Source organism: Burkholderia sp., assembly GCF_018375725.1.
GTDB lineage: Bacteria > Pseudomonadota > Gammaproteobacteria > Burkholderiales > Burkholderiaceae > Burkholderia.
In genome coordinates this window covers 1-20,357 of sequence record NZ_JAHACR010000043.1, presented here as the reverse complement: position 1 = coordinate 20,357, position 20,357 = coordinate 1, and the positions used below count along the sequence as shown (strand labels likewise).

Here is a 20,357-nt window from a genome sequence, read left to right as displayed (position 1 = left end):
GCACGGGCCATACCGCCGCGCGCCGGCTGTCCGTCAGTTATCCGTCAGTTATCAGTCAGTTATCCGTCAGTTATCCGTCAGTTATCCGTCAGTTATCCGTCAGCTGACCGCGCGCCGCGCGTTGCGGCCGCGCAGCCATTCGAGCGCCAGCAGCAGGCTCGTCGAGAAGATGATGAGGATCGTCGCGAGCGCGGCGATCGTCGGGCTGATGTTCTCGCGGATGCCGGTAAACATCTGGCGCGGCAGCGTCGTCTGGTCCGCGCCGGCGAGGAATAGCGTGACGACCACTTCGTCGAACGACGTCGCGAATGCGAACAGCGCCCCCGACATCACACCCGGCGCAATCACCGGCAGCGTGACGCGGAAAAATGTCGTGACCGGATTCGCGCCGAGCGACAGGCTCGCACGCACGAGGTTGTGATTGAAGCCCTGCAGCGTCGCGGTGACCGTCGTGACCACGAACGGCACGCCGAGCGCCGCATGCGCGCAGATCAGGCCGGTATAGGTGCTCGCGAGACCGAGCGGCGCGAAGAACAGGTACATGCCGACGCCGACCACGACGACCGGCACGATCATCGGCGACAGCAGCACCGCCATCAGCACGCCCTTGCCGGGGAAATCGGCCTTCGTGAGACCGATCGCGGCGAGCGTGCCGAGCACGGTCGCGACGACCGTCGCCGACGGCGCGACGATGAAGCTGTTCTTCGCGGCCATCCGCCACTCGTCGGATGCGAGCAGGTTCTCGTACCAGCGCATCGAGAAACCCGGGATCGGATAGACGAGGAACGTGCTCGACGAAAACGACAACGGCACGATCGCGAGCACCGGCAGGATCAGGTACAGCAGCGTCAGCACGACGAGCACGCGCAGTGCGATGTACCACGCGCGCTCGACGAACGACATGTGCGGCGCAAACAGCGGCTTGGCGAGCAATTTCATGTTCGAGTCCCTTCCTGAATCAGCCAAGGCTCACTTGCGAGCGGGTAAAGCGTCCATAGACCGCGTACAGCACGAGCGTCGCCGCGAGCGGCAGGCCGCCGAGCGCACACGCCATGCCCCAGTTGATCGTCACGTTCGTGAAGTACGCGACGTAATAGCTGACCATCTGGTCGTTCGGGCCGCCGAGCAGCGCCGGCGTGATGTAGTAGCCGATCGCGAGGATGAACACCAGCAATGCGCCCGCGCCGATGCCCGGATACGTCTGCGGCACGTAGACACGCCAGAACGCGGCGAACGGATGGCTGCCGAGCGATACCGCCGCGCGCTGGTAGGTCGGCGGGATCGACTTCATCACGCTGTAGAGCGGCAGGATCATGAACGGCAGCAGGATATGCGTCATCGAGATGTAGACGCCCACGCGGTTGAACAGCAGCGCGAGCGGCTGTGAAATCAGCCCGCTGCCGATCAGCGCCTTGTTGACGAGCCCTTCGCTCTGCAGCAGCACGATCCATGCGGCCACGCGCACCAGCACCGACGTCCAGAACGGAATCAGCACGAGGATCATCACGAGGTTCGCGCGCCGCTCCGACAGCGTCGAGATCCAGTATGCGAGCGGATAGCCGAGCAGCAGTGCGAACAGCGTGACCGCGAAGCCGATCAGCAGCGTGCGGCCGAAGATCGCCAGATAGATCGACTGATCCGGATCGGCCGGCACGATGTGGCCGAAACCGTCCTGCTTGTGGTCGAGCGCGGCGAGCAGATAGAACGGCGAGTAATGGCTGCCGTTTTTCGCGATCGCCTGCCAGTAGGCGGCCTCGCCCCAGCGCGCGTCGAGATCGACGAGTTTCTCGCGGACCTGCGCTGGCGCAAGCGGCTGGCCGTTGTCGCCCGACAGCGGCATCGCGCGCGCCGTCTTCGCGACGAGCGAGCGGTAGCCGGGAATCTCGGTATTGAGCCGTCGCGCGAGCGCGCCCATCGCCTCGCTGTCGGCCACCCGCGTCATGTCGGCGGCCAGCGCGACGTAGGCGGCATCGCTCGGCGGCGCCTTGCGGTCCCAGCCGGACAGTGCGGCGACGGTTTTCGGCAGCGCCGTCGCGATTTCCGGGTTCTGCACCGCACGCGTCAGCAGCGTGCCGATCGGCACGACGAAGATGAGCAGCAGGAAAACCGCGAGCGGCGCGATCAGGAGCAGCGCCATCGCGCGCTTGCGGGCCTCGGCGGCTTTCAGCTCGCGCTTCAGGGTGGACGTCGACGGTGTCGACGGGGAGTGAGCGATCGTCATCGTATTCAACGGTACTCTCCGGCCGGACCGGAATCCGGCGGAACGCCGCGCGAAGCGCCGCGAGGCGCGGGCCTCGCGCGGCCGGTTGCGTCAGGACTGCGACGCGCTTACTTCGATGCCCACGCGGAGAAGCGCTGCTCGAGTTCGTCGCTGTGGTCGGTCCAGAACGCGATGTCCTGCAACACCGCGTTCTTGCCGTTGGCCGGCGAGTTCGGCAGGTTGGCGAGCGTCTTCGCGTCGAGCGACTTGATCGCGGCGAGGTTCGCCGGACCGTACGAGATATGCTCCGCGTACGACTCCTGCGGCTTCGGCGTCAGCGTGTACGCAATGTACTTCTCGGCGAGCGCCTTGTTCGGCGTGCCCTTCGGAATCGCCCAGTAGTCGAGGTCATAGATGCTGCCGTTCCAGACCACCTTCAGGTTCTTCCCTTCCTTCTGCGCGGCGCTGATGCGGCCGTTGTACGCGGTCGACATCACGACGTCGCCCGCGACGAGGAACTGCGGCGGCTGCGCGCCCGCTTCCCACCACTGGATGTTCGGCTTCAGCTCATCGAGCTTCTTGAACGCGCGATCCTGGCCGGCCTTCGTGCCGAGCACCTTGTAGACGTCCTTCGGCGCGACGCCGTCGGCCATCAGCGCGAATTCGAGGTTGTAGCGTGCGCCCTTGCGCATCCCGCGCTTGCCCGGGAATTTCTTCACGTCCCAGAAATCGGCCCAGCCGGACGGCGCGGCCTTGAGCTTGTCCGCGTTATAGGCGAGTGCCGTCGACCACACGAAGAAGCCCACGCCGCAGGTCTGCGGCGATTCCGGAATCAAATCCGACTTCTTGGCGATCTTCGACCAGTCGAGCTTCTCGTACAGCCCTTCGTCGCAACCACGATTCAGATCGCCCGATTCGACCTCGACCACGTCCCAGTTGACGTGCTTCGCTTCGACCATCGCCTTCACCTTGGCCTGCTCGCCGTTGTATTCGACGGCCGTGACCTTGTTGCCGGTCGCTTTCTCGAACGGCTGGTTGAATGCGACCTTCTGCGCGTCGCCGTTCGCGCCGCCGAAGTTCACGACCGTGATCTCCGCAGCCGATGCGGATGCGCCGAACACCGCCAGCGCCAGGGCGAGCGCCGTGCGGCGCGCCGTAAAGCTTGCTCGATTCATGATGGTTCCTCTCGTGGTGGAAAGTGAGCAGTTGTTATGTACGACGTGCTACGGAAAAACGTTAACCGGTGTTTACGCGAACACGCGCAGATGCTCGGGCGAGAAGGCGAGCGAAATCGGTGCGCCCGGCGCGAACCCGTCGAGCGCGCCGGTGCCGAGCGGCACCTTGACAAAGCATTCGTCCTGCCCCGGCACCGCGCAGCGCATGCGCACGTGATCGCCGAAATAGATGAGGCTGCGGGCCTCGCCCGTCAGCATGTTTGCCGCCGCGCCGTTCGCGTGGCCGTTGTGCTGCGTGAGGCTCATGCGCTCCGGGCGGATGCACGCGACGGCGGACGCGCCGGCCGCCGCATTGCCGACATTGCGGCCCACGAGCCGCGTGCCGTCGTCGAGCCGGAATTCGCAGAATTCGCCGTCGATCCGCGCGACGGTGCCGCGCAGCCGGTTGCTGTCGCCGATGAAGTTCGCGACGAATTCGTTGCACGGCGATTCATACAGGCGATCGACGGTATCGAGCTGCTGCACGATGCCCTTGTCGAACACCGCGACGCGATCCGACATCGTCAGCGCCTCGCCCTGGTCGTGCGTCACGTAGACGAACGTCACGCCGAGCTTTTCGTGCAGCGCCTTCAGTTCGTACTGCATGTGTTCGCGCAGCTGCTTGTCGAGCGCGCCGAGCGGTTCGTCCATCAGCACGAGCTTCGGCTCGAACACCAGCGCCCGCGCGAGCGCGATGCGCTGCTGCTGGCCGCCCGACAGCTGCGCCGGGTAGCGCTTGGCGAAGCGCTCCATCTGGACCATCTTCAGCGCATTGGCGACGCGCTCCGCGCGCTCGCCCGCCGGCAGCTTGCGGACCGTCAGCGGATACGCGACATTCTGCTCGACCGTCAGGTGCGGGAACAGCGCGTAGTTCTGGAACACCATGCCGATGTTGCGCTTGTGCGGCGGCACGTTGTTCAGCAGTTCGCCGTCGAGACGGATCTCCCCGCCGGTCGGGAATTCGAAGCCGGCGAGCATCATCAGGCAGGTCGTCTTGCCGGAGCCGGACGGCCCGAGCAGCGTCAGGAATTCCCCGCGGTGGATATCCAGGTCGAGCGATTTGACGACGAGCGTTTCGCCGTCGTAGGTCTTTCGCACGCCGCGAAAGCTGACAATCACTTCATCGGTCTTCATCGTGGCTGTCCCCTTGCAACGCGACAAGCATTATTAAGATACAAATCACTATACGGCGCGACGGTTCTACAATAGGGAACCATTTCAATATTCCGGGTGGAACCACTTTGGACACCGTGATCCTTGCCGACTGGCTCTCGGCGCGCCTCGACCGCAGCTCGGCCGAGCCGATGTACCGCCAGCTGCTGCAGCTGATGCAGCAGGCCATCCTGACCGGCGAATTGGGGCCAGGAACCAAGCTGCCCAGTTCGCGCACGCTTGCCGCCGACCTGTCGATCGCGCGCAATACCGTGCTGCACGTGTACGACCAGCTGACCGCCGAAGGTTACGTCCTGACGACGACCGGCAGCGGCACCTATGTCGCCGACACGCGCCCCGACTCGGCCGCGATGCATGCGCCGGGCGGCTTGCCGCCAGCGCCGCATGTCGACGGCGCGGCGCCGCGGACGGATGCGCAAGGCGGCCTGTCGATGCGCGGCCGCCGACTGGTCGAGCATGCGGGCGTGTCGCGGCGCCAATGGGGCGCGTTCATGCCGGGCGTGCCGGATGTGTCGGAGTTCCCGAGCCGCACATGGAGCCGCCTGCAGGCGCGGCTGTGGAAGGAGGCGAACCCGGAGCTGCTGACCTACGCGCCGGGCGGCGGCTACCGGCCGCTGCGGCGCGCGCTCGCCGATTACCTGCGCGTCGCGCGCTCGGTGAAGTGTTCGCCGGATCAGGTGATCATCACGACCGGCATCCATCAGTCGATCGATCTCGCGGTGCGCCTGCTGTCCGACATCGGCGATCGCGCGTGGGTCGAGGAGCCGTGCTATTGGGGCGTGCGCAGCGTACTGCAGGCCGCGGGCCTGACGCTCGCGCCCGTGCCGGTCGACCAGGAAGGACTCGACCCGCGCGCGCGCGACCTTCAGCATCCGCCGCGCCTCGTGCTCGTCACGCCGTCGCACCAGTACCCGCTGGGCATGGTGATGAGCCTCGCGCGGCGGCGGATGCTGCTCGAATACGCGCGGCAGCACCGCTGCTGGATCATCGAGGACGACTACGACAGCGAATTCCGCTACGGCAGCCGTCCGCTCGCCTCACTGCAAGGGCTCGACGACGGCGGACGCGTAATCTATGTCGGCAGTCTCGGCAAAATGCTGTTTCCGGGCCTGCGGATGGGTTACATGGTCGTGCCCGAGCATCTCGTCGACACCTTCCGCACCGGCCTGTCCGAGCTGTACCGCGAAGGCCAGCTGATGCAGCAGGCGGTGCTCGCCGAATTCATCATGGACGGCTATCTGACTTCGCACGTCCGGCGCATGCGGATGCTGTACGGCGAACGCCGGCAATTGCTGATCGACGCGATTCACGCGCGCTTCGGCGACGCGCTGCCGGTGATGGGCGACGAAGCGGGCCTGCATCTGGTGCTCGGCCTGCCGGAAGGATGCGACGACCGCGCAGTCACGCAGAGCGCGTTCGACGCCGGTGTGATCGTGCGGCCGCTGACGAGCTATTACAGCTGTGCTGAAACCGCCGCGCCCGGCCTGCTGCTCGGCTATGCATGCGTGCCGAACGAGGTCATCGGCCCGGCATTCGACACGCTCGCGTCAACGATCGAGCGTCATCTGCCGCGACGCGCGACGCGTGCGGCATGAGCCGCGCGCGGCGATCTTGCGCATGCGGCGTGCACGGCGCCGCATGCGCTGCCGCTCAAAGCTTCGCGCTGACCCGCACCCATGCGATACGTCCCGGCTCGTTCAACTGCGTGTTCGCCGCGAAACCGAAGCCCGCATTGCCGGCGAGGTTCAGGTGCTCCGTATAGGCCTTGTCGAGCACGTTGTCGACGCCGACCGAAACCTGCACCGCCTTGCTGACGTTGTATTGCGCATGCAGCGACAACACGCCGAAGCCGGCGCTCGGACCGAAATCCTTGCCGACGACGTTGCCCTGATTCAGCGCATCGCGGTGTTGCGGCGCCACAACCCGCCACAGCCCGCCGGCCGACCACGCGCCGCGCGTGTATTCGAGCCCGAAACGCGCTTCGAGCGGCGGCATCTGCGGTAGCGGATCGCCGCTCGCCACGTTGCGTCCCCAGGCATAGGCCAGCGACGTCTCGACGCGCAGCGGCGCGACCGGCCGCCACGCAACACCCGCCTCGCCGCCCATGACCTGCGCGTTGATATTGGTCGCCTGCTTCGTCTGGCCCATCGTGGCGGCCGTGTAGTTGAACAGGATGAAATCCTGCACGTAGCCGGCATAGGCCGACACCCATCCGTCGAACGCATCGCCTTTGTATTGCGCGCCGACGTCGAGCTGCGTCGTTTTCTCCGGGCGGATCGACGAGAACGCGTTGACCGATCCGGCCGGCCCGCGCTTCGGCGAGAACAGCTCCCAGTAGTCAGGAAAACGCTCGGTGTGGCCGATGCCCGCATACCACGTGACCGGCAACGATGCGAGGTCGCGCTCGTAGCGAACGAAACCGCTCGGCAGCACGCGCGCACGGTCGTCGTCGAACGTCGGATTCGGCTGGCCGGTCATGCCGCCGGTTGACACCCGCTTGTCGCGCGCGCCCGCATAATCGACGCGCGCGCCGCCGATCACGCGCGACGCCTCGCTCGCGTACCACGTCAACTCGCCGAACAGACCGGCACTCCACATCGTCGTCTGCGCATTCCAGGGCCGGTCCGCATAGTTCGTCCGCCCCATTCCCTGGCGCGAATCGATCCGGTTCGACTGCGCATCCGCGCCTGCGACGAACCGGAAACCGTCGCCGAAACGGAACGTCGCCGCCGTGCGCGCGCCGAGCGTGCGGCGACGGACGTCGGATGCCATCCGCATCGGCATGTGGCTGGCCGGATCGGGCCGCCGCAACGTGTAGTTATCCATCACGTGATCGGCGTCGTTGTAGTACACGCGCGCCTCGATCCGGTCGAGCACGTCGCCGATATGCTGCTTGTCGACCGACAGGCCGAACGATTCGCGACGAAAGTGCGCGCCGTCCATTCCGCGCGACGCATAGCGCGCATAACCGTCGCCGGTGCCCGCCGTCAACGCCACGCGCGTGTGCTCGTCCGGTGTCCAGCCGAGTTCTGCATCGGCATTCCATTTATCCCACTGCGACGGCACCGTGCGGCCGTTGCCGTCCTCGTAGTCCTGCGCATGGGCGTGGTTCGCGATGACGCGTCCGTAGAAGTCCGGCGTGCCGGCCGTCACGTCGGCGTTCTGGTCGTTGCGGCCGAACGCGCCGCCCACGACGCTCCCCTCGAAGCGTATGCCTGGCTTGTCGAAGCGCGGCGTGACGCGCTCGAACAGCACCGTGCCGGCCGACGCGCCCGGTCCGTAAAGCACCGTCTGCGGCCCCTTGAGAACAGTGACCTTGTCATAGCTTTCCGGCGCGATATACGACGTCGGCGCATCCATCCGGCCCGGACACGCGCCGAGTGTCGGCGCGCCGTTCGCGAGGATGTTCAGGCGCGAGCCGAACATCCCGCGCAGCACCGGATCGCCGTTCGTCCCGCCATTGCGAATCGATGCGAAGCCGGGAATCGTCTTCAGGTAGTCCGCGCCGTCGCTGGCGGGCAACGGCTGACGCGGCGTTTTTGGGTCGGTGACGACGACCAGCGGCGTCGTCAGCGGCGATGCAACGACTTCGACCGGCGGCAGCATCGGCGCCGCGTCGGCCGCGTGCGCCATGCAGGAAGCGGCGCAGGCCGCAGTCATCGCGCTGGCGGCCAGCGCCGGCGCGGTCAGTTTCGGCATCGACGGCAAGCGTCGCTCGCCGGCATCGCGACGCGATGAACGCGCGCACAACGGGAAAGAATTCATGAATGACAGCCCGAGAAACGCCCTCCACGCGATCGACGACGGATCGCACGGATATCGGCGGAAAAACGAAAGAAGGAGAAAACGCGTCAGGCGTTTCCGGGCGGGGCGCGCGGATAAGCGCGCGGATAGCGTTCGACGCTCGCCACGACGCTGGCAGGCGCCGTGACGGATACGACGGGAACGGAAATGGAAAGGTCGAGGGCCGTGGACGGCCCGCCGATCGCGGGGCTATGCGAGAAGAAGCTGCAATACCCGCAGGCGTCGAGATGCGCCGCGTGATGCGCGCCGCCGGATGACGGCATGCGGGGCTCGCCATGCGCCGTGCCGCAGATGACGGCGTCTGGCGCCGCCGTCTGCGCGATCCGCCATTGGGATGCGATTGGCACGACGATCGCGAACCAGATCGCCAGCACGCCCAGCCAGGCAGTCAGGAAGCGATGTCGATGTGGCATGCGTGGCGTTGAGTAAGCGAAACGTAAACAAGCCCGGATGTTACAGACTGTTCAGCTCAATAGCCAGCGCGCACGTCTTATCCTGAAATAAACCGGGGCACATGGTTGCCGCCGCAACCATATGCCCCGTGGCATACCGTCAGACAGCCGCCGCGCGCATCAGAAAGACATGCGCCGCAGCATGCCGTCGCGCCTGACGAAGTGGTGATAGAGCGCGGCCAGTGCATGCAGACCGATCACGAAATAGAACACGTTGCCGAGCAATTCGTGCGCGTCCTTGACGGTCGGGCGCATGACCTTGTCGGGCCCGAACAGCGTGTATGACACGCCGAGCCAGTCGAGCGTGACCGGCTTGCCGCCCATGTTGATGATCATGATGCCGAGCAGCGGCTGCGCGACGATGAACTCATACAGCGCTATGTGCGTGAGCTTCGCGAAAAATGCGAGCAGCGCCGGCTGCGGCAACGCCTCCGGCGCGCGCGTGACGGCCCGCCACACGATCCGCAGCACCGACAGCGCGAGCACCAGCGAGCCCGCCGTCAGATGGACGTTCATCCAGAACACGCGACTGTCGCTGCCCGTCGGCCCGCGGACTTCGATGGCCAGGTACGCGAGCGCGACGAGCACGAAAATGGCCCAGTGAAAAAAGATGGCGGCCGAGTTGTAGCGCGCCTGGCGGGCGAGGATGTTTTTCATGCGTGGTCTCGTGTATGCGTGGTCTTGTATTCGGGGAGCCGCATGCCGGGGAAATTGGCCACACCCGGCATGCTGAGGCGATTGTAGCGGCATGCATGCCGCATTTCGGCCGGCGCGATCAAATATCGGACGATTTCGCGCACGTGTCGGACGATGCGCCAGCGGCGCGCGGCTGTGGCACGATGGAACTTTCATTTCCGATGTCAGCGGCGCCATGAGCAAAGCGTCCTTCGTAGCGGTCTACCGGCTGACGGCCGCCTTGCTCGCCGCATCGACGCCGATCCACAGCATCGCCGACCGCTGGGGCATGCCGACGTTTCATCTCGGCAACTTCCTCAGCTACTTCACGCAATTGAGCAACCTGTACGCGGCGGGCGTGCTGGGCGCGGGGCTCTGGCTGGCCGCGCGCCCGGTGTCGGCGCGATACGAGTCGATGCGCGGCGCCGCCGTGCTGTATGTGCTGATCACCGCGATCGTCTACGAATTGCTGCTGGCGCACATCGACGCCCAGCAGCATGTGACGCCCACCTACAACAACTGGGTGCTGCACCGTATCGTGCCGCTCGTCGTGCTCGGCGACTGGCTGTACGTGGTGCCCCGTTCGCCGATTTCCCGGCAGAGCGCGACCGCGTGGCTCGCCTTTCCGGTCGTCTATCTCGCCTACACGCTGATACGCGGTGCGTGGGAGGACTGGTATCCGTACCCGTTCGTCGATCCGCGGCCGCACGGCTATCTCCCGGTCGCCCTGCAGTGCTCGATGATCGCACTCGGCGCTTGCCTGCTCGCGATGACGATCCGATGGCTCGGCAACCGGCCGCAGCAGGCCGCGCCCGCACCGCTGAAAGAAGGATGAGCGGCGTGCGCGCCCGATACGGCGCACATGCCGCGGCAGGCGCGTCAGCCGCCGTTTTTCGGCAGGAAGCCCATCGGATCGACCGCCTTGCCGTTTTGCCGGACCTCGAACTCGAACGACGCGCGGCCGCTCGCATCGGTGCCCATTTCCGCAACCGGCTGGCCGGTGCGCACCGCATCGCCCTCGTTGACGAGCAGTTTCTCGTTGTGGCCGTAGGCGGTAATCAGTCCGTTCTCATGCTTGAGAATCACGAGCGGACCGTAGGCCTTGACGCCGGTGCCCGCATAGACGACCCGGCCGGTCGCGGCAGCCCGTACCGTGCGATCGGAGCCGGACGCGGCGATCACGATCCCGCGCGACTTGCCGGCCGAGAACGGCGTCGCCACGACGCCGGTGGCGGGCCATGACAGCGGCACCGCGGAACCCGGTGCCGGTGCGGGCGCAGGCGCGATCGACGTGGCGGCGGCCGGCGGCGCGACGCGCAGGATCTGGCCCGGCATCACGGCGCCGTTCGGCGCAATGTGGTTCCAGGCGGCGACGTCCTGCACGCGCTGGCCGTATGCGCCCGCGATCCCTGCGAGCGTGTCGCCCGGATTCACCCGGTAGTAACCCGCCAGCACGCCCGGCGAGGTAGCCGGCGCGGCCGGCCGGTACGGTTGCCAGGTATCGGTCCATGGCGTGACCGTGCAGCCCGTCAGCGCGACGGCGGCGGCAACCAGCGCCGCTTGCGGCAGCCAGCGCTGCGGGAACAACTGGATGGAAATCTCTTTTTTCAAGCGTACCTCCCGGATTTGCCTCGTGGCGCCACGCTGCCGCGTTCGGCGCCCGGTATTCGGCCGGCGGCCGGATCCACGAATTCCGACCGCACACGCGGCCGGCAGTTTCCATAGCGGGCACATCGCAAACCGCTGCGTCGGCCCCGTCGATATCGTCCCGCCACGGCAAAGATACCACCGGCGCGGCATCGGACTGCGTCACATGCCCGGCCCGGCCGCACACGGATCGCCTCGCCTGCGCCCGGCGATCCGTCACCTATACTCAATGACGCCCCGCCCGATCCGCTTTCGCGAGGAGAAAAACGATGAACAACGCAACGTTTCTTTCCGTGCAGATCAACGCCGAGGACTTCGGCGCGTCCAGCGGACTCGTCGAATGGCTCAACACGCACCTGCTGTTCGCGGCGGATGTCGCGGAAGCCGCGGACGCGCTCGTGCAACTCGCGAGCGTCACACATCTGTCGGGTGGGGCACGCCAGAGCGTCGAGTTACCCGACGCGGCAATCGACCGTCTGCGCGACGCGCTGGATGCGCTGAGCGGCTACGACGTGGCGTGGCTGACGGCGTTCGAACCGGGCAAAGTGCTGCCCCGGGAAGTACTGCCCCGGGATCTGGGACGGGTCAAACCGTCGCTGCACTGACGCCATAGACCGCTTTGCCGGGCGGTCAAATAGAAACAGCCTGCGTTCCGCATGACGGAATGCAGGCTGTCGGGTGCTGCAAGGCTGCCGGCGAATCGGTTCCGCCGGGACGCCGGTCGCGGCCGTCAGGCCGCATCGATCAACGACCCTTGTAGACGGGCGTGCCGTCGGCGATCCGCTTGACCTTGGCCGGCGCGCCGTTTTCTTGCTGAGCGGCCGGATGCGCACCGTAACCGCTCGTGTCGGCCGCGGCGACGTTCTGTTGCGGATGAATGCGCGCTTCCGCAGCCAGAAGGCCTGCCGGGTAGGTATTGCGGTCGCTGCCCATCTTGTAGCCGGCGTTTTCAAGCGCGGCCAGTTCGGCCTTCACCTGGGCACGGGTCACCGGGCCATTTTGCGCGGAAACTTGCTGGGCAAACGAGACAGCGGGAACAGCGAGGACAGCAGCAGCGGCGAACGTTGCGATCAGCGATTTCATGACTTACCTCCGGGTTTTTTTGCTCCGCCGCACACACCACGTCTGCAGCGATGGGACGAAGTCTAGTCCCGCAAGAACCTAGGGAAAACCATGAATCGACAAAAACACTGTTTCATCGTAGCGAACAATATTGACGTTGCTCCGACCAAGCCCGTTTTATCGAACGAAATTCGCAACAATCACCGCCCGCGCCCGCTTTATTCCGACCAGTTCGCGTGGAAGCTGCCCGGCTTGTCGGTGCGCTCGAACGTATGCGCACCGAAGAAATCACGCTGCGCCTGCACCAGGTTCGCCGGCAGACGTTCCGAACGGTAGCTGTCGAAGTACGCGACCGCCGACGCGAACGCCGGCACCGGCACCCCGGCCTGCACCGCCGCGATCACGACTTCGCGCAGCGACGACTGGTAGTTCGCCGCAATGTCCTGGAAGTACGGATCGAGCAGCAGGTTCGCGAGCGCCGGATCCTTCACGTACGCATCGGTAATCTTCTGCAGGAAACGTGCACGGATAATGCAGCCTGCGCGGAAAATCTTCGCGATCGTACCGAGGTCGAGATTCCAGCCGTATTCGTTGGATGCGGTGCGCAGCTGCGCGAAGCCCTGCGCATACGAAATCACCTTGCTCAGGTACAGCGCGCGACGCACCGCCTCGACGAACGCGGCACGATCGCCGGCCAGCGGCTTGGGGGACGGGCCGGTCAGCACCTTGCTGGCCGCCACGCGCTCGGTTTTCAGCGACGACAGTACGCGCGCAAACACCGATTCGGTGATGAGCGGCAGCGGCACGCCGAGGTCGAGCGCGTTCTGGCTCGTCCACTTGCCGGTGCCCTTTTGCGCGGCGCGATCGAGGATCACGTCGACCAGATGCTTGCCGGTGTCCTCATCCTTCTTGGCGAAGATCTTCGACGTGATCTCCATCAGGTAGCTGTCGAGCTCGCCCTGGTTCCACTCGGTGTAGACGGCGCCCAGCTCGTCGTTCGTGAGACCGGCGACGTCCTTCAGCACCGCATAGCTCTCGGCGATCAGCTGCATGTCGCCGTATTCGATGCCGTTGTGCACCATCTTCACGTAGTGACCCGCGCCGTCCGGGCCCATGTACGCGACGCACGGCTCACCGTCCGACGGCGCCTTCGCCGCAATCTGCTTGAGGATCGGCTCGACCAGGTCGTACGCGTCGCGCTGGCCGCCGGGCATGATCGACGGGCCGCGCAGCGCGCCCTCCTCGCCGCCCGACACACCCGTGCCGATGAAATGCAAGCCCGATTCCGCGAGTTCCTGGTTGCGGCGGATCGTATCGGTAAAGTACGTGTTGCCGCCGTCGATCAGCACGTCGCCCTTCTCGAGCAGCGGCTTGAGCGCGGCGATCGTCGCGTCGGTCGCGGCGCCCGCCTTCACCATCATCAGGATGCGGCGCGGCGTTTCGAGCGACGCGACGAATTCCTCGAGCGTATAGGTCGGCACCAGATTGCGGCCAGGGAACTCGGCGATCAGTTCGTCGGTTTTCTCGCGGCTGCGGTTGTATACCGAGACCGCATAGCCGCGGCTTTCGATATTGAGTGCGAGATTGCGGCCCATCACCGCGAGTCCGATCACACCGATTGCTTGCTTGCCCATTATTCAATTCTCCGGAAAAAACAGGGCGCGACCCGAGCGGGTCGCGCGCACAGGCGAAAGGATAAGGGAAACGCGGCCTCGATGCGCGGGTGGCGTTACGGTTCGGCGTGCGGCAGGCGCCGGAATACGACGCTCAGGTTGTTGGCCGGCATCTCGACGACTTCGGTACAGCCGAGCCCGTGGTCGCGGCCGAGCGCGACGACCGCTTCGAGATCCCGCACGCCCCACGACGCGTCGCGGCTGCGCAGCTGCGAATCGAATGCCGCGTTCGACGCGGCGGTATGCCGGCCTTCGCGGCGGTACGGCCCGTACAGAAACAGCACGCCGCCGGGCCGCAGCACGCGCGACGCGCCCGCGAACAACGCCTCGGCGCACGCCCACGGCGCAATGTGGATCATGTTGATACAGACGATCGCGTCGAGCATCGCGAACGGCCATGACGCATCGCGCACGTCGAACGCGAGCGGTGCGGCCACGTTCGTCAGGCCGGTGCTGGCGACCCACGCAGCGATCGACCGGCGCGCGTGCGCGTCCGGATCGCTCGGATGCCAGCGCAGTGCGGGCAACGCCTGCGCGAAATGCACGACATGCTGGCCGGTACCGCTTGCAATTTCGAGCACATCGCCGCTTGCCGGCAGCACGCGGCGCAGCATGTCGAGAATCGGGCCGCGATTGCGCTCCGCGGCGGGCGCGGACAGACGAGACGACGGATCGGGAGATGTCGGGCCGGTCATGATTCAGTTCTCCGTTTCGAGGCCGGCCAGGCCGAGCCGCGCGTTCAGCGCATCGAGCACCGGCCCGCAGCGGGCCTCGATTTTCAATGTCAGGATCGGGTCGGCGCGCGTGCGGCCGAGATTGAGCGCGGCGACCGCCTTGTTCTGCGCCTGCGCCCACAGGCAAAAGCGATAGCCGGAATACACCATCAGCGACGAGCCGACGACCAGCAGCGCATCCGCGGCATCGAGCGCCTGCGCGGCCGCCGCGACGCGTTCGCGGGGCACATTTTCGCCGAAGAACACGACCGACGGCTTGAGCAGGCCGCCGCACGCCGGACACGCCGGAATGCGGAACGTATCGAGCGCATGCCATTCGAGATGCGCATCGCCGTCCGCCGCCGGCCGGGCTTCTGCGCCGAGCAGTTCGGGGTTCTCCGCCTCGAGCACGGTCTGGATGGCCGCGCGCGCATGCTGCGCGCCGCATTCGAGGCACGTCACGCCGTCGATGCCGCCATGCAGTTCGATCACGCGCTCGCTTCCCGCACGCTGATGCAGGCCGTCCACGTTCTGCGTCACGAGACGCTCGAGCCGCCCGCTCGCGCCAAACCGGGCGAGCGCGACGTGCGAACGGTTCGGACGCGCATGCCCCACGACCGGCCAGCCGATCATGCTGCGCGCCCAGTAGCGCCGCCGCGCCGCATCGGAACCGAGGAACTCGTGCAGTTGAATCGGCGGTGAACGCATCCACTGTCCGTTGCGGTCGCGGTAGCCGGGAATGCCTGAATCGGTGCTGATGCCCGCCCCCGTCAGCACGAGCAGGCGCGGATGGCGCTCGACGAACGCATGAAGCGCGTCGAGCGCGGCGATCTCGATGGCATCACACGAAATGGCGTCGGGCGCGGCAGGGTCGGTCATGACAGCGACGGTGATCGGGCAGGGCCGGCCGCTCGGGGAGTCGCGCGGCAGGCCCGCCCATCATACCGAAACCCCGTCATGGCGGTGCGCCGCCGCGATGCGGGCCATGTGCGGCTGCTCAACGTCAAGACGGGAATCGGTCGCGCAAAAAAAGGCGCCCATCCGCCAAAGGGTGATGGGCGCTTGAACAATTGATCCATCGGGGTTGTGGACCAATTGGAAACCTGGCGTTGCTACGTCCGCGAAGCCAAGCCTGGCGAACGCCCCCCGGTCAACGCCGATCGCTTTATGTCATTTGTGCAGCGACACGCTGCCTATCCTCCCCGTACCATTCGGCCAGGCTCCGCATGCGACCCGCGACGCGGCGGAACATATCGTGCACGCCAGTGCCCGGCGACATCGACGAACACGCGGGCACGGCCGCCGGGGCCGGCTTCGACAGTCGTTCGCAAGGCATCCATGTCGAGGTCACGATTCATGTCACGTCCCTGTCCCAATATCGATTCACGGCGACGCCATCCGGTTACGTCCGGTTTCCGTTCTGAATCACGCCGCCCGCCTTGCACGCTTCGTTGCCGGTCCGGCGCCGCCATGCGGCTCGCGTATGCATCGACGCCGCGCAAACATGCCAGCCCTCGCACCGACCTCATCAGGATGACCCACGAATTTCTCTGCACGACCACTCCGGGTTCGGCGCCTGCACTTGTCGTCCGGCCACGTCGGCAAGCCGCACTCGACCACCCGGTCTCGCTGGCGATACGCGAGCGGGCGACAGACACATGGAAAACACGCTGACCGTTGGGTGGGATCCGGCGCCGAGCGTGATCAAGTCACTTCGTGCATGGATGAAACAGGCGCCCGAGGTTTTCGGCGATTCATCTTTGCAACACGGCGCGCTGCGATTCGATCTTTTTTCATTTTCATATCCCCGATTGAAATGCTCCCTGACCACTTGCCCGCGACGGCCGGACCTGCTCCGTCGATGTGCGCGCTGGCGGCAGTCATCTATATGCAAAGAGCGCACCATCGCGCGCAATCCCTTGCTGGGCGGGCATCCGAGAATGGCGGTCGCGATGTGCCAGCGCCCGGTGCGGATGAATGTTTCAGATCTGAAACGCGGGATCGGGAAATTCGTTTCGGGAATGGGCGCGATGCGTCGCGGCACCGGACACGGCGACCGCGCGGATCCATGAAGGATCAAAAAAAATCCCCCTGGGTGAGGATCCCGGGGGGATGCGAATTGACCGCGTGGAGACACGGTTTCCGTATGAGAATCCCTCTAGCAAGAGGATGTAGCATGAGGGCTCAAGCAGATGGGACGTAGTGTAGACGGGCCGCGAACGCACCTCAGAGTACAGATTCGCGGAATTCGGATGGAAACAGACAATTGCCTTACAAAACCGGAAACGGCGCGCAATGCGCCGCGCGGCGTTCGCGCCGCCGCACCCGGTTTCCGCCGGGAAACCACTATGCCCGATTCGCCCACGCCGCCGGAAGGCGCTCCGCCGACGCGCCGCCATTGACCGCCTCGGTCAGGTAATCGACGAACGACGCAATCCGCGACGAGATCGCCGTATTCCGGTAATAGACCGCATGGATCGGCTGACGGATATCCTGGGTCGAACGACCGAGAATCGGCACGAGCCGCCCCGCCTCGCGATCCTGCGCAGTCATGAAATCCGACAGACAGACGATGCCCGCGCCGTCGAGCGCCAATTGCCTGAGCGTTTCGCCGCTCGACGACCAGACCGCCGGCTCGATCCGGTACGGCTCGCCATCGGCGCCGAGCACCGGCCAGACGTTGAGCGACTCCGGCTGATTGAAGCCGAGCAGCGTGTGCCCCCCCAGATCCTCGACCTTGCGGGGCTGGCCGTGTGCGGCGAGATAGTCCGGACTCGCGAGAACCCGCAGCCGACTGTTGCCGATCAACCGGCTGTGCAGCGTCGAATCCTTGAGCCGGCCGATCCGGATCGCCACGTCGGTGCGGCGCTCGAGCAGGTCGATGATGCCCTCATTGCTGTTCAGTTCCAGCTCCACGTGCGGATAGCGCTCGCGATAACCGCGCACGAGCGGCACGATCACGTGAAGCATGAACGGTGACGCGGCATCGACCCGCAACCGCCCGGCCGGCATGTCGCGCCGCGCGGTCATCTGCTCTTCGGCGCGCTCAACCGATTCGATGATCGCGCGCGCGTTCTGCAGGAATGCCCGCCCTTCCTCCGTCAACGCCAGGCGGCGCGTGGTCCGGCGCAGCAAGGTCGTCTTCAGCTTCTCCTCGAGCCGCGCGAGCGTCCGGCTCGCCGCGGACACCGTCAGGCCGAGCTGCTGCGCGGCCGCCGTGATCGAGCCCGTATCGACCACCGTCGCAAATGCCTGGAGTTCATCGAGCGTGATCTTCATTCTTGATTTCAAATCAAAACAATTTCGTTTATAGACCAGTTTTTGTGCAAAAGTAAAGCGGGCACACTGCGGTCTATCCAGAATGCATCCAAGGACCGGACATCATGCCCCTCGCCCTTTTCGCACTGACCCTCAGTGCGTTCGCCATCGGCACAACCGAATTCGTGATCGTCGGCCTGATCCCGACGATCGCATCCGATCTCGGCGTCGGCCTCCCTTCCGCCGGGCTTCTCGTGAGCCTGTACGCGTTGAGCGTCGCCGTCGGCGCGCCGCTCCTCACCGCGCTGACCGCGCGCCTGCCGCGCAAGACGCTGCTCGCCGCACTGATGGCGCTCTTCACCGTCGGCAATCTCGTCGCCTGGCGCGCGCCGGGCTATGAAACCCTGATTGTCGCGCGCGTGCTGACCGGGCTCGCGCACGGCGTGTTCTTCTCGGTCGGCTCGATCATCGCGACGACGCTCGTCCCGAAGGACAAGGCCGCGAGCGCCATCGCCACGATGTTCAGCGGCATGACCGTCGCCTTCGTCGCCGGCATTCCGCTCGGCACCTTCATCGGACAGCATTTCGGCTGGCGCGCAACCTTCCTCGTCGTCGCATGCTTCGGACTGGTCGCCTTTCTCGGTGCCGTGGCATTCGTGCCGCGCCACCTCGCCCAATCGCGCCCGGCCCCGCTCGCCCGGCAGTTCCGCGTGCTCGCGCAACCCCGGCTGCTGCTCGTCTATGCAATGACAGCGGTCGGTTACGGCGGCTCGCTGATCGCGTTCACGTTCATGGCGCCGCTGCTCGAACAAATCACGGGTTTCACGCCGTCGCAGGTCAGCCTGGTGCTCGTTGCTTACGGCGTATCGGTCGCGGTCGGCAATGTGTGGGGCGGCAAGCTCGCCGATCGCATCGGCCCGGTCAAGGCGCTCAAGCGGATTTTCCTGCTGCTCGCCGCGGTGCTGTTCGCCCTCACGTTCACTGTCCACAACGCGTGGCTGGCCGTGCTGACGATGCTCGCGTGGGGCGCCGTCGCGTTCGGCAACGTGCCGGGCCTGCAGGTCTATGTCGTCAAGCAGGCGCACCATTTCGCGCCCGAAGCGGCCGACGTCGCCTCCGGCTTCAATATCGCCGCGTTCAATCTCGGCGTCGCAGGCGGCTCGTCGCTCGGCGGGGTGATCGTCGCGCACGCCGGCCTCGGCCACACGCCGTGGATCGCCGCCGCGGTCACGCTCGGCGCATTCGCGCTCACCGCACTGAGCGGATATCTCGACCAGCGCGAAGGGCTGCCTGCCCGCACCGCAGAGCCGGTCGAGCTCGCCCACTGATCCCGCCATACGTTCCCTTCTCAGGAAAACATCATGAGTACGATTCCCCCATTCGGCCTTGGCACGTTCCGCCTGCAAGGCAAGGTTGTCATCGAGTCGGTCCGCCATGCCCTCGAACTCGGCTATCGCGCGATCGACACCGCCCAGATCTACGGCAATGAGGCGGAAGTGGGCGAGGCAATCGCCGCTTCCGGCGTGAAACGCGACGACCTCTGGCTGACAACGAAGATCTGGGTCGACCACTACGCGAAAGACAAGCTCGTGCCGAGTCTCGAGGACAGTCTCGAGAAGCTGCGCACCGACCATGTCGACCTGACGCTGATCCATTGGCCTGCGCCCGACAACGGTGTGCCGCTCGAGACGTACATGGCCGCGCTCGCCGACGCCCGGGCCAGAGGGTTGACGCGCCGGATCGGCCTGTCGAACTTCAACATCGCGCTGACGAAACAGGCGATCGACGCCGTCGGCAAGGACGCCATTGCGACGAACCAGATCGAACTGAGCCCTTATCTGCAGAACCGCAAGCTCGTGTCCTTTCTCCGGCAGGAAGGCATTCACGTCACGTCGTACATGACCCTCGCCTACGGCAAGGTGCTCGGCGATCCGGTCATCGGCGCCATCGCCGAACGGCATCGCGCAACGCCCGCCCAGGTCGCGCTCGCGTGGGCGATGCAGCTCGGCTATTCCGTGATTCCGTCGTCGACGAAGCGCGAAAACCTCGCCAGCAATCTGCTCGCGCAGACGCTGCGACTGACCGACGACGACATGGCGCGCATCGCGGCGCTCGACCGCAACGGCCGCGAAGTCGATCCGCCTCGCCTTGCGCCGGCATGGGATTGACGCTTCCGGCGATACGTTCTTCAATTGCCCGCGGCAACCCAAGCCGCGGACCTCACTGCACCGAGACGATGACCCACGATCCTTTGTTCCAGCCGATCCAGCTCGGCACCCTGACGCTCCCGAACCGCATCGTGATGCCCCCGATGACGCGCTCCCGCGCAAGCCAGCCGGGCGACGAGGCGAACGACCTGATGGCCGCTTACTATGCGCAACGCGCAGGCGCCGGTCTCATCATCAGCGAGGGAACGTATGTTTCCCCGCTCGGCAAGGGCTACGCGTGGACGCCCGGCATTCATACGCCAGCCCAGGTTGCCGGAT

At 65.9% G+C, this 20,357-nt stretch carries 19 protein-coding genes and 2 pseudogenes; 8 read left to right on the top strand and 13 right to left on the bottom strand.

Annotation, left to right across the window (positions count from 1 at the left end; genetic code table 11):
• Window positions 1–99: 99 nt before the first annotated feature.
• From KH616_RS08400 to KH616_RS08385, 4 genes are all read right to left on the bottom strand, one after another.
• A complete protein-coding gene (locus KH616_RS08400) occupies window positions 100–939 on the bottom strand; it encodes an ABC transporter permease (RefSeq protein ID WP_292241713.1) in 840 nt (279 codons plus the stop codon).
• Between the two features lie 19 nt (window positions 940–958).
• Entirely contained in the window at window positions 959–2,221 is a 1,263-nt protein-coding gene (locus KH616_RS08395; protein ID WP_292241714.1) for an ABC transporter permease, read from the bottom strand.
• A 107-nt stretch (window positions 2,222–2,328) separates the two neighbouring features.
• The gene (locus tag KH616_RS08390; RefSeq protein ID WP_292241712.1) at window positions 2,329–3,375 is read right to left on the bottom strand and encodes an ABC transporter substrate-binding protein; all 1,047 of its coding nucleotides are present in this window, start codon (window positions 3,373–3,375) and stop codon (window positions 2,329–2,331) included.
• A gap of 72 nt (window positions 3,376–3,447) precedes the next feature.
• Window positions 3,448–4,548 (bottom strand): ABC transporter ATP-binding protein, encoded by a 1,101-nt coding sequence (locus KH616_RS08385; RefSeq protein WP_292241711.1) that lies wholly within the window; start codon window positions 4,546–4,548, stop codon window positions 3,448–3,450.
• 107 nt (window positions 4,549–4,655) lie between these two features.
• Here KH616_RS08385 and KH616_RS08380 point away from each other — a divergent pair, with 107 nt between their 5' ends.
• Complete coding sequence (locus tag KH616_RS08380) at window positions 4,656–6,182, top strand: PLP-dependent aminotransferase family protein (protein ID WP_292241710.1); 1,527 nt, start codon at window positions 4,656–4,658, stop codon at window positions 6,180–6,182.
• 55 nt (window positions 6,183–6,237) lie between these two features.
• Here KH616_RS08380 and KH616_RS08375 read toward each other — a convergent pair whose 3' ends face one another.
• The 3 genes from KH616_RS08375 to KH616_RS08365 all read right to left on the bottom strand — a co-directional run bounded on the left by KH616_RS08375 (window position 6,238) and on the right by KH616_RS08365 (window position 9,500).
• A complete protein-coding gene (locus tag KH616_RS08375; protein ID WP_292241709.1) occupies window positions 6,238–8,352 on the bottom strand; it encodes a TonB-dependent copper receptor in 2,115 nt (704 codons plus the stop codon).
• Between the two features lie 86 nt (window positions 8,353–8,438).
• Entirely contained in the window at window positions 8,439–8,804 is a 366-nt protein-coding gene (locus KH616_RS08370) for a DUF2946 domain-containing protein (RefSeq protein ID WP_292241708.1), read from the bottom strand.
• 159 nt (window positions 8,805–8,963) lie between these two features.
• Window positions 8,964–9,500 (bottom strand): cytochrome b, encoded by a 537-nt coding sequence (locus KH616_RS08365; RefSeq protein WP_292241707.1) that lies wholly within the window; start codon window positions 9,498–9,500, stop codon window positions 8,964–8,966.
• A 214-nt stretch (window positions 9,501–9,714) separates the two neighbouring features.
• Here KH616_RS08365 and KH616_RS08360 point away from each other — a divergent pair, with 214 nt between their 5' ends.
• Window positions 9,715–10,353: a Pr6Pr family membrane protein gene (locus KH616_RS08360; RefSeq protein ID WP_292241705.1), complete on the top strand. Its 639-nt coding sequence runs from the start codon at window positions 9,715–9,717 to the stop codon at window positions 10,351–10,353.
• 44 nt (window positions 10,354–10,397) lie between these two features.
• On the opposite strand, the gene KH616_RS08355 is transcribed toward KH616_RS08360, so the two are convergent.
• Window positions 10,398–11,129, bottom strand: a complete 732-nt coding sequence (locus KH616_RS08355; protein WP_292241703.1) for a peptidoglycan DD-metalloendopeptidase family protein — start codon at window positions 11,127–11,129, stop codon at window positions 10,398–10,400.
• A gap of 305 nt (window positions 11,130–11,434) precedes the next feature.
• Between KH616_RS08355 and KH616_RS08350 the strand changes: the two genes are divergently transcribed.
• On the top strand, window positions 11,435–11,770 hold the full coding sequence (locus tag KH616_RS08350) for a hypothetical protein (protein WP_292241701.1): 336 nt from the start codon (window positions 11,435–11,437) through the stop codon (window positions 11,768–11,770).
• 139 nt (window positions 11,771–11,909) lie between these two features.
• Here KH616_RS08350 and KH616_RS08345 read toward each other — a convergent pair whose 3' ends face one another.
• Both KH616_RS08345 and gndA read right to left on the bottom strand, forming a co-directional pair.
• Window positions 11,910–12,248 carry a DUF4148 domain-containing protein gene (locus KH616_RS08345; protein ID WP_292241699.1) on the bottom strand — a complete coding sequence of 113 codons (339 nt, stop codon included), beginning with the start codon at window positions 12,246–12,248 and terminating at the stop codon, window positions 11,910–11,912.
• A gap of 197 nt (window positions 12,249–12,445) precedes the next feature.
• A complete protein-coding gene (gene gndA, locus KH616_RS08340; RefSeq protein ID WP_292241697.1) occupies window positions 12,446–13,861 on the bottom strand; it encodes an NADP-dependent phosphogluconate dehydrogenase in 1,416 nt (471 codons plus the stop codon).
• Here gndA and KH616_RS08335 point away from each other — a divergent pair.
• Window positions 13,850–13,942 (top strand): annotated as a pseudogene (locus KH616_RS08335) (6-phosphogluconate dehydrogenase); the annotation flags it as partial. The gene gndA and the pseudogene KH616_RS08335 overlap by 12 nt on opposite strands.
• A 14-nt stretch (window positions 13,943–13,956) precedes the next feature.
• Here the strand turns inward: KH616_RS08335 and KH616_RS08330 are convergent.
• Together KH616_RS08330 and KH616_RS08325 are read right to left on the bottom strand one after the other, a co-directional pair.
• Complete coding sequence (locus tag KH616_RS08330; protein WP_292241694.1) at window positions 13,957–14,595, bottom strand: DUF938 domain-containing protein; 639 nt, start codon at window positions 14,593–14,595, stop codon at window positions 13,957–13,959.
• A 3-nt stretch (window positions 14,596–14,598) separates the two neighbouring features.
• A complete protein-coding gene (locus KH616_RS08325; RefSeq protein WP_292241691.1) occupies window positions 14,599–15,492 on the bottom strand; it encodes an NAD-dependent protein deacetylase in 894 nt (297 codons plus the stop codon).
• 779 nt (window positions 15,493–16,271) lie between these two features.
• On the opposite strand from KH616_RS08325, the gene KH616_RS08320 reads away from it, so the two are divergent.
• Window positions 16,272–16,685, top strand: coding sequence for a hypothetical protein (locus tag KH616_RS08320; protein ID WP_292241690.1), 414 nt, complete (start codon window positions 16,272–16,274; stop codon window positions 16,683–16,685).
• 274 nt (window positions 16,686–16,959) lie between these two features.
• Here the strand turns inward: KH616_RS08320 and KH616_RS08315 are convergent, their stop codons facing one another.
• Window positions 16,960–17,892 carry a LysR family transcriptional regulator gene (locus KH616_RS08315; protein ID WP_292241687.1) on the bottom strand — a complete coding sequence of 311 codons (933 nt, stop codon included), beginning with the start codon at window positions 17,890–17,892 and terminating at the stop codon, window positions 16,960–16,962.
• 104 nt (window positions 17,893–17,996) lie between these two features.
• Here KH616_RS08315 and KH616_RS08310 point away from each other — a divergent pair, with 104 nt between their 5' ends.
• The 3 genes and pseudogenes from KH616_RS08310 to KH616_RS08300 form a co-directional block, all read left to right on the top strand.
• The gene (locus tag KH616_RS08310; protein ID WP_292241685.1) at window positions 17,997–19,199 is read left to right on the top strand and encodes an MFS transporter; all 1,203 of its coding nucleotides are present in this window, start codon (window positions 17,997–17,999) and stop codon (window positions 19,197–19,199) included.
• A gap of 33 nt (window positions 19,200–19,232) precedes the next feature.
• The gene (gene dkgB, locus KH616_RS08305) at window positions 19,233–20,039 is read left to right on the top strand and encodes a 2,5-didehydrogluconate reductase DkgB (RefSeq protein ID WP_292241682.1); all 807 of its coding nucleotides are present in this window, start codon (window positions 19,233–19,235) and stop codon (window positions 20,037–20,039) included.
• Between the two features lie 68 nt (window positions 20,040–20,107).
• Window positions 20,108–20,357, top strand: a pseudogene (locus KH616_RS08300) (alkene reductase); the annotation flags it as partial.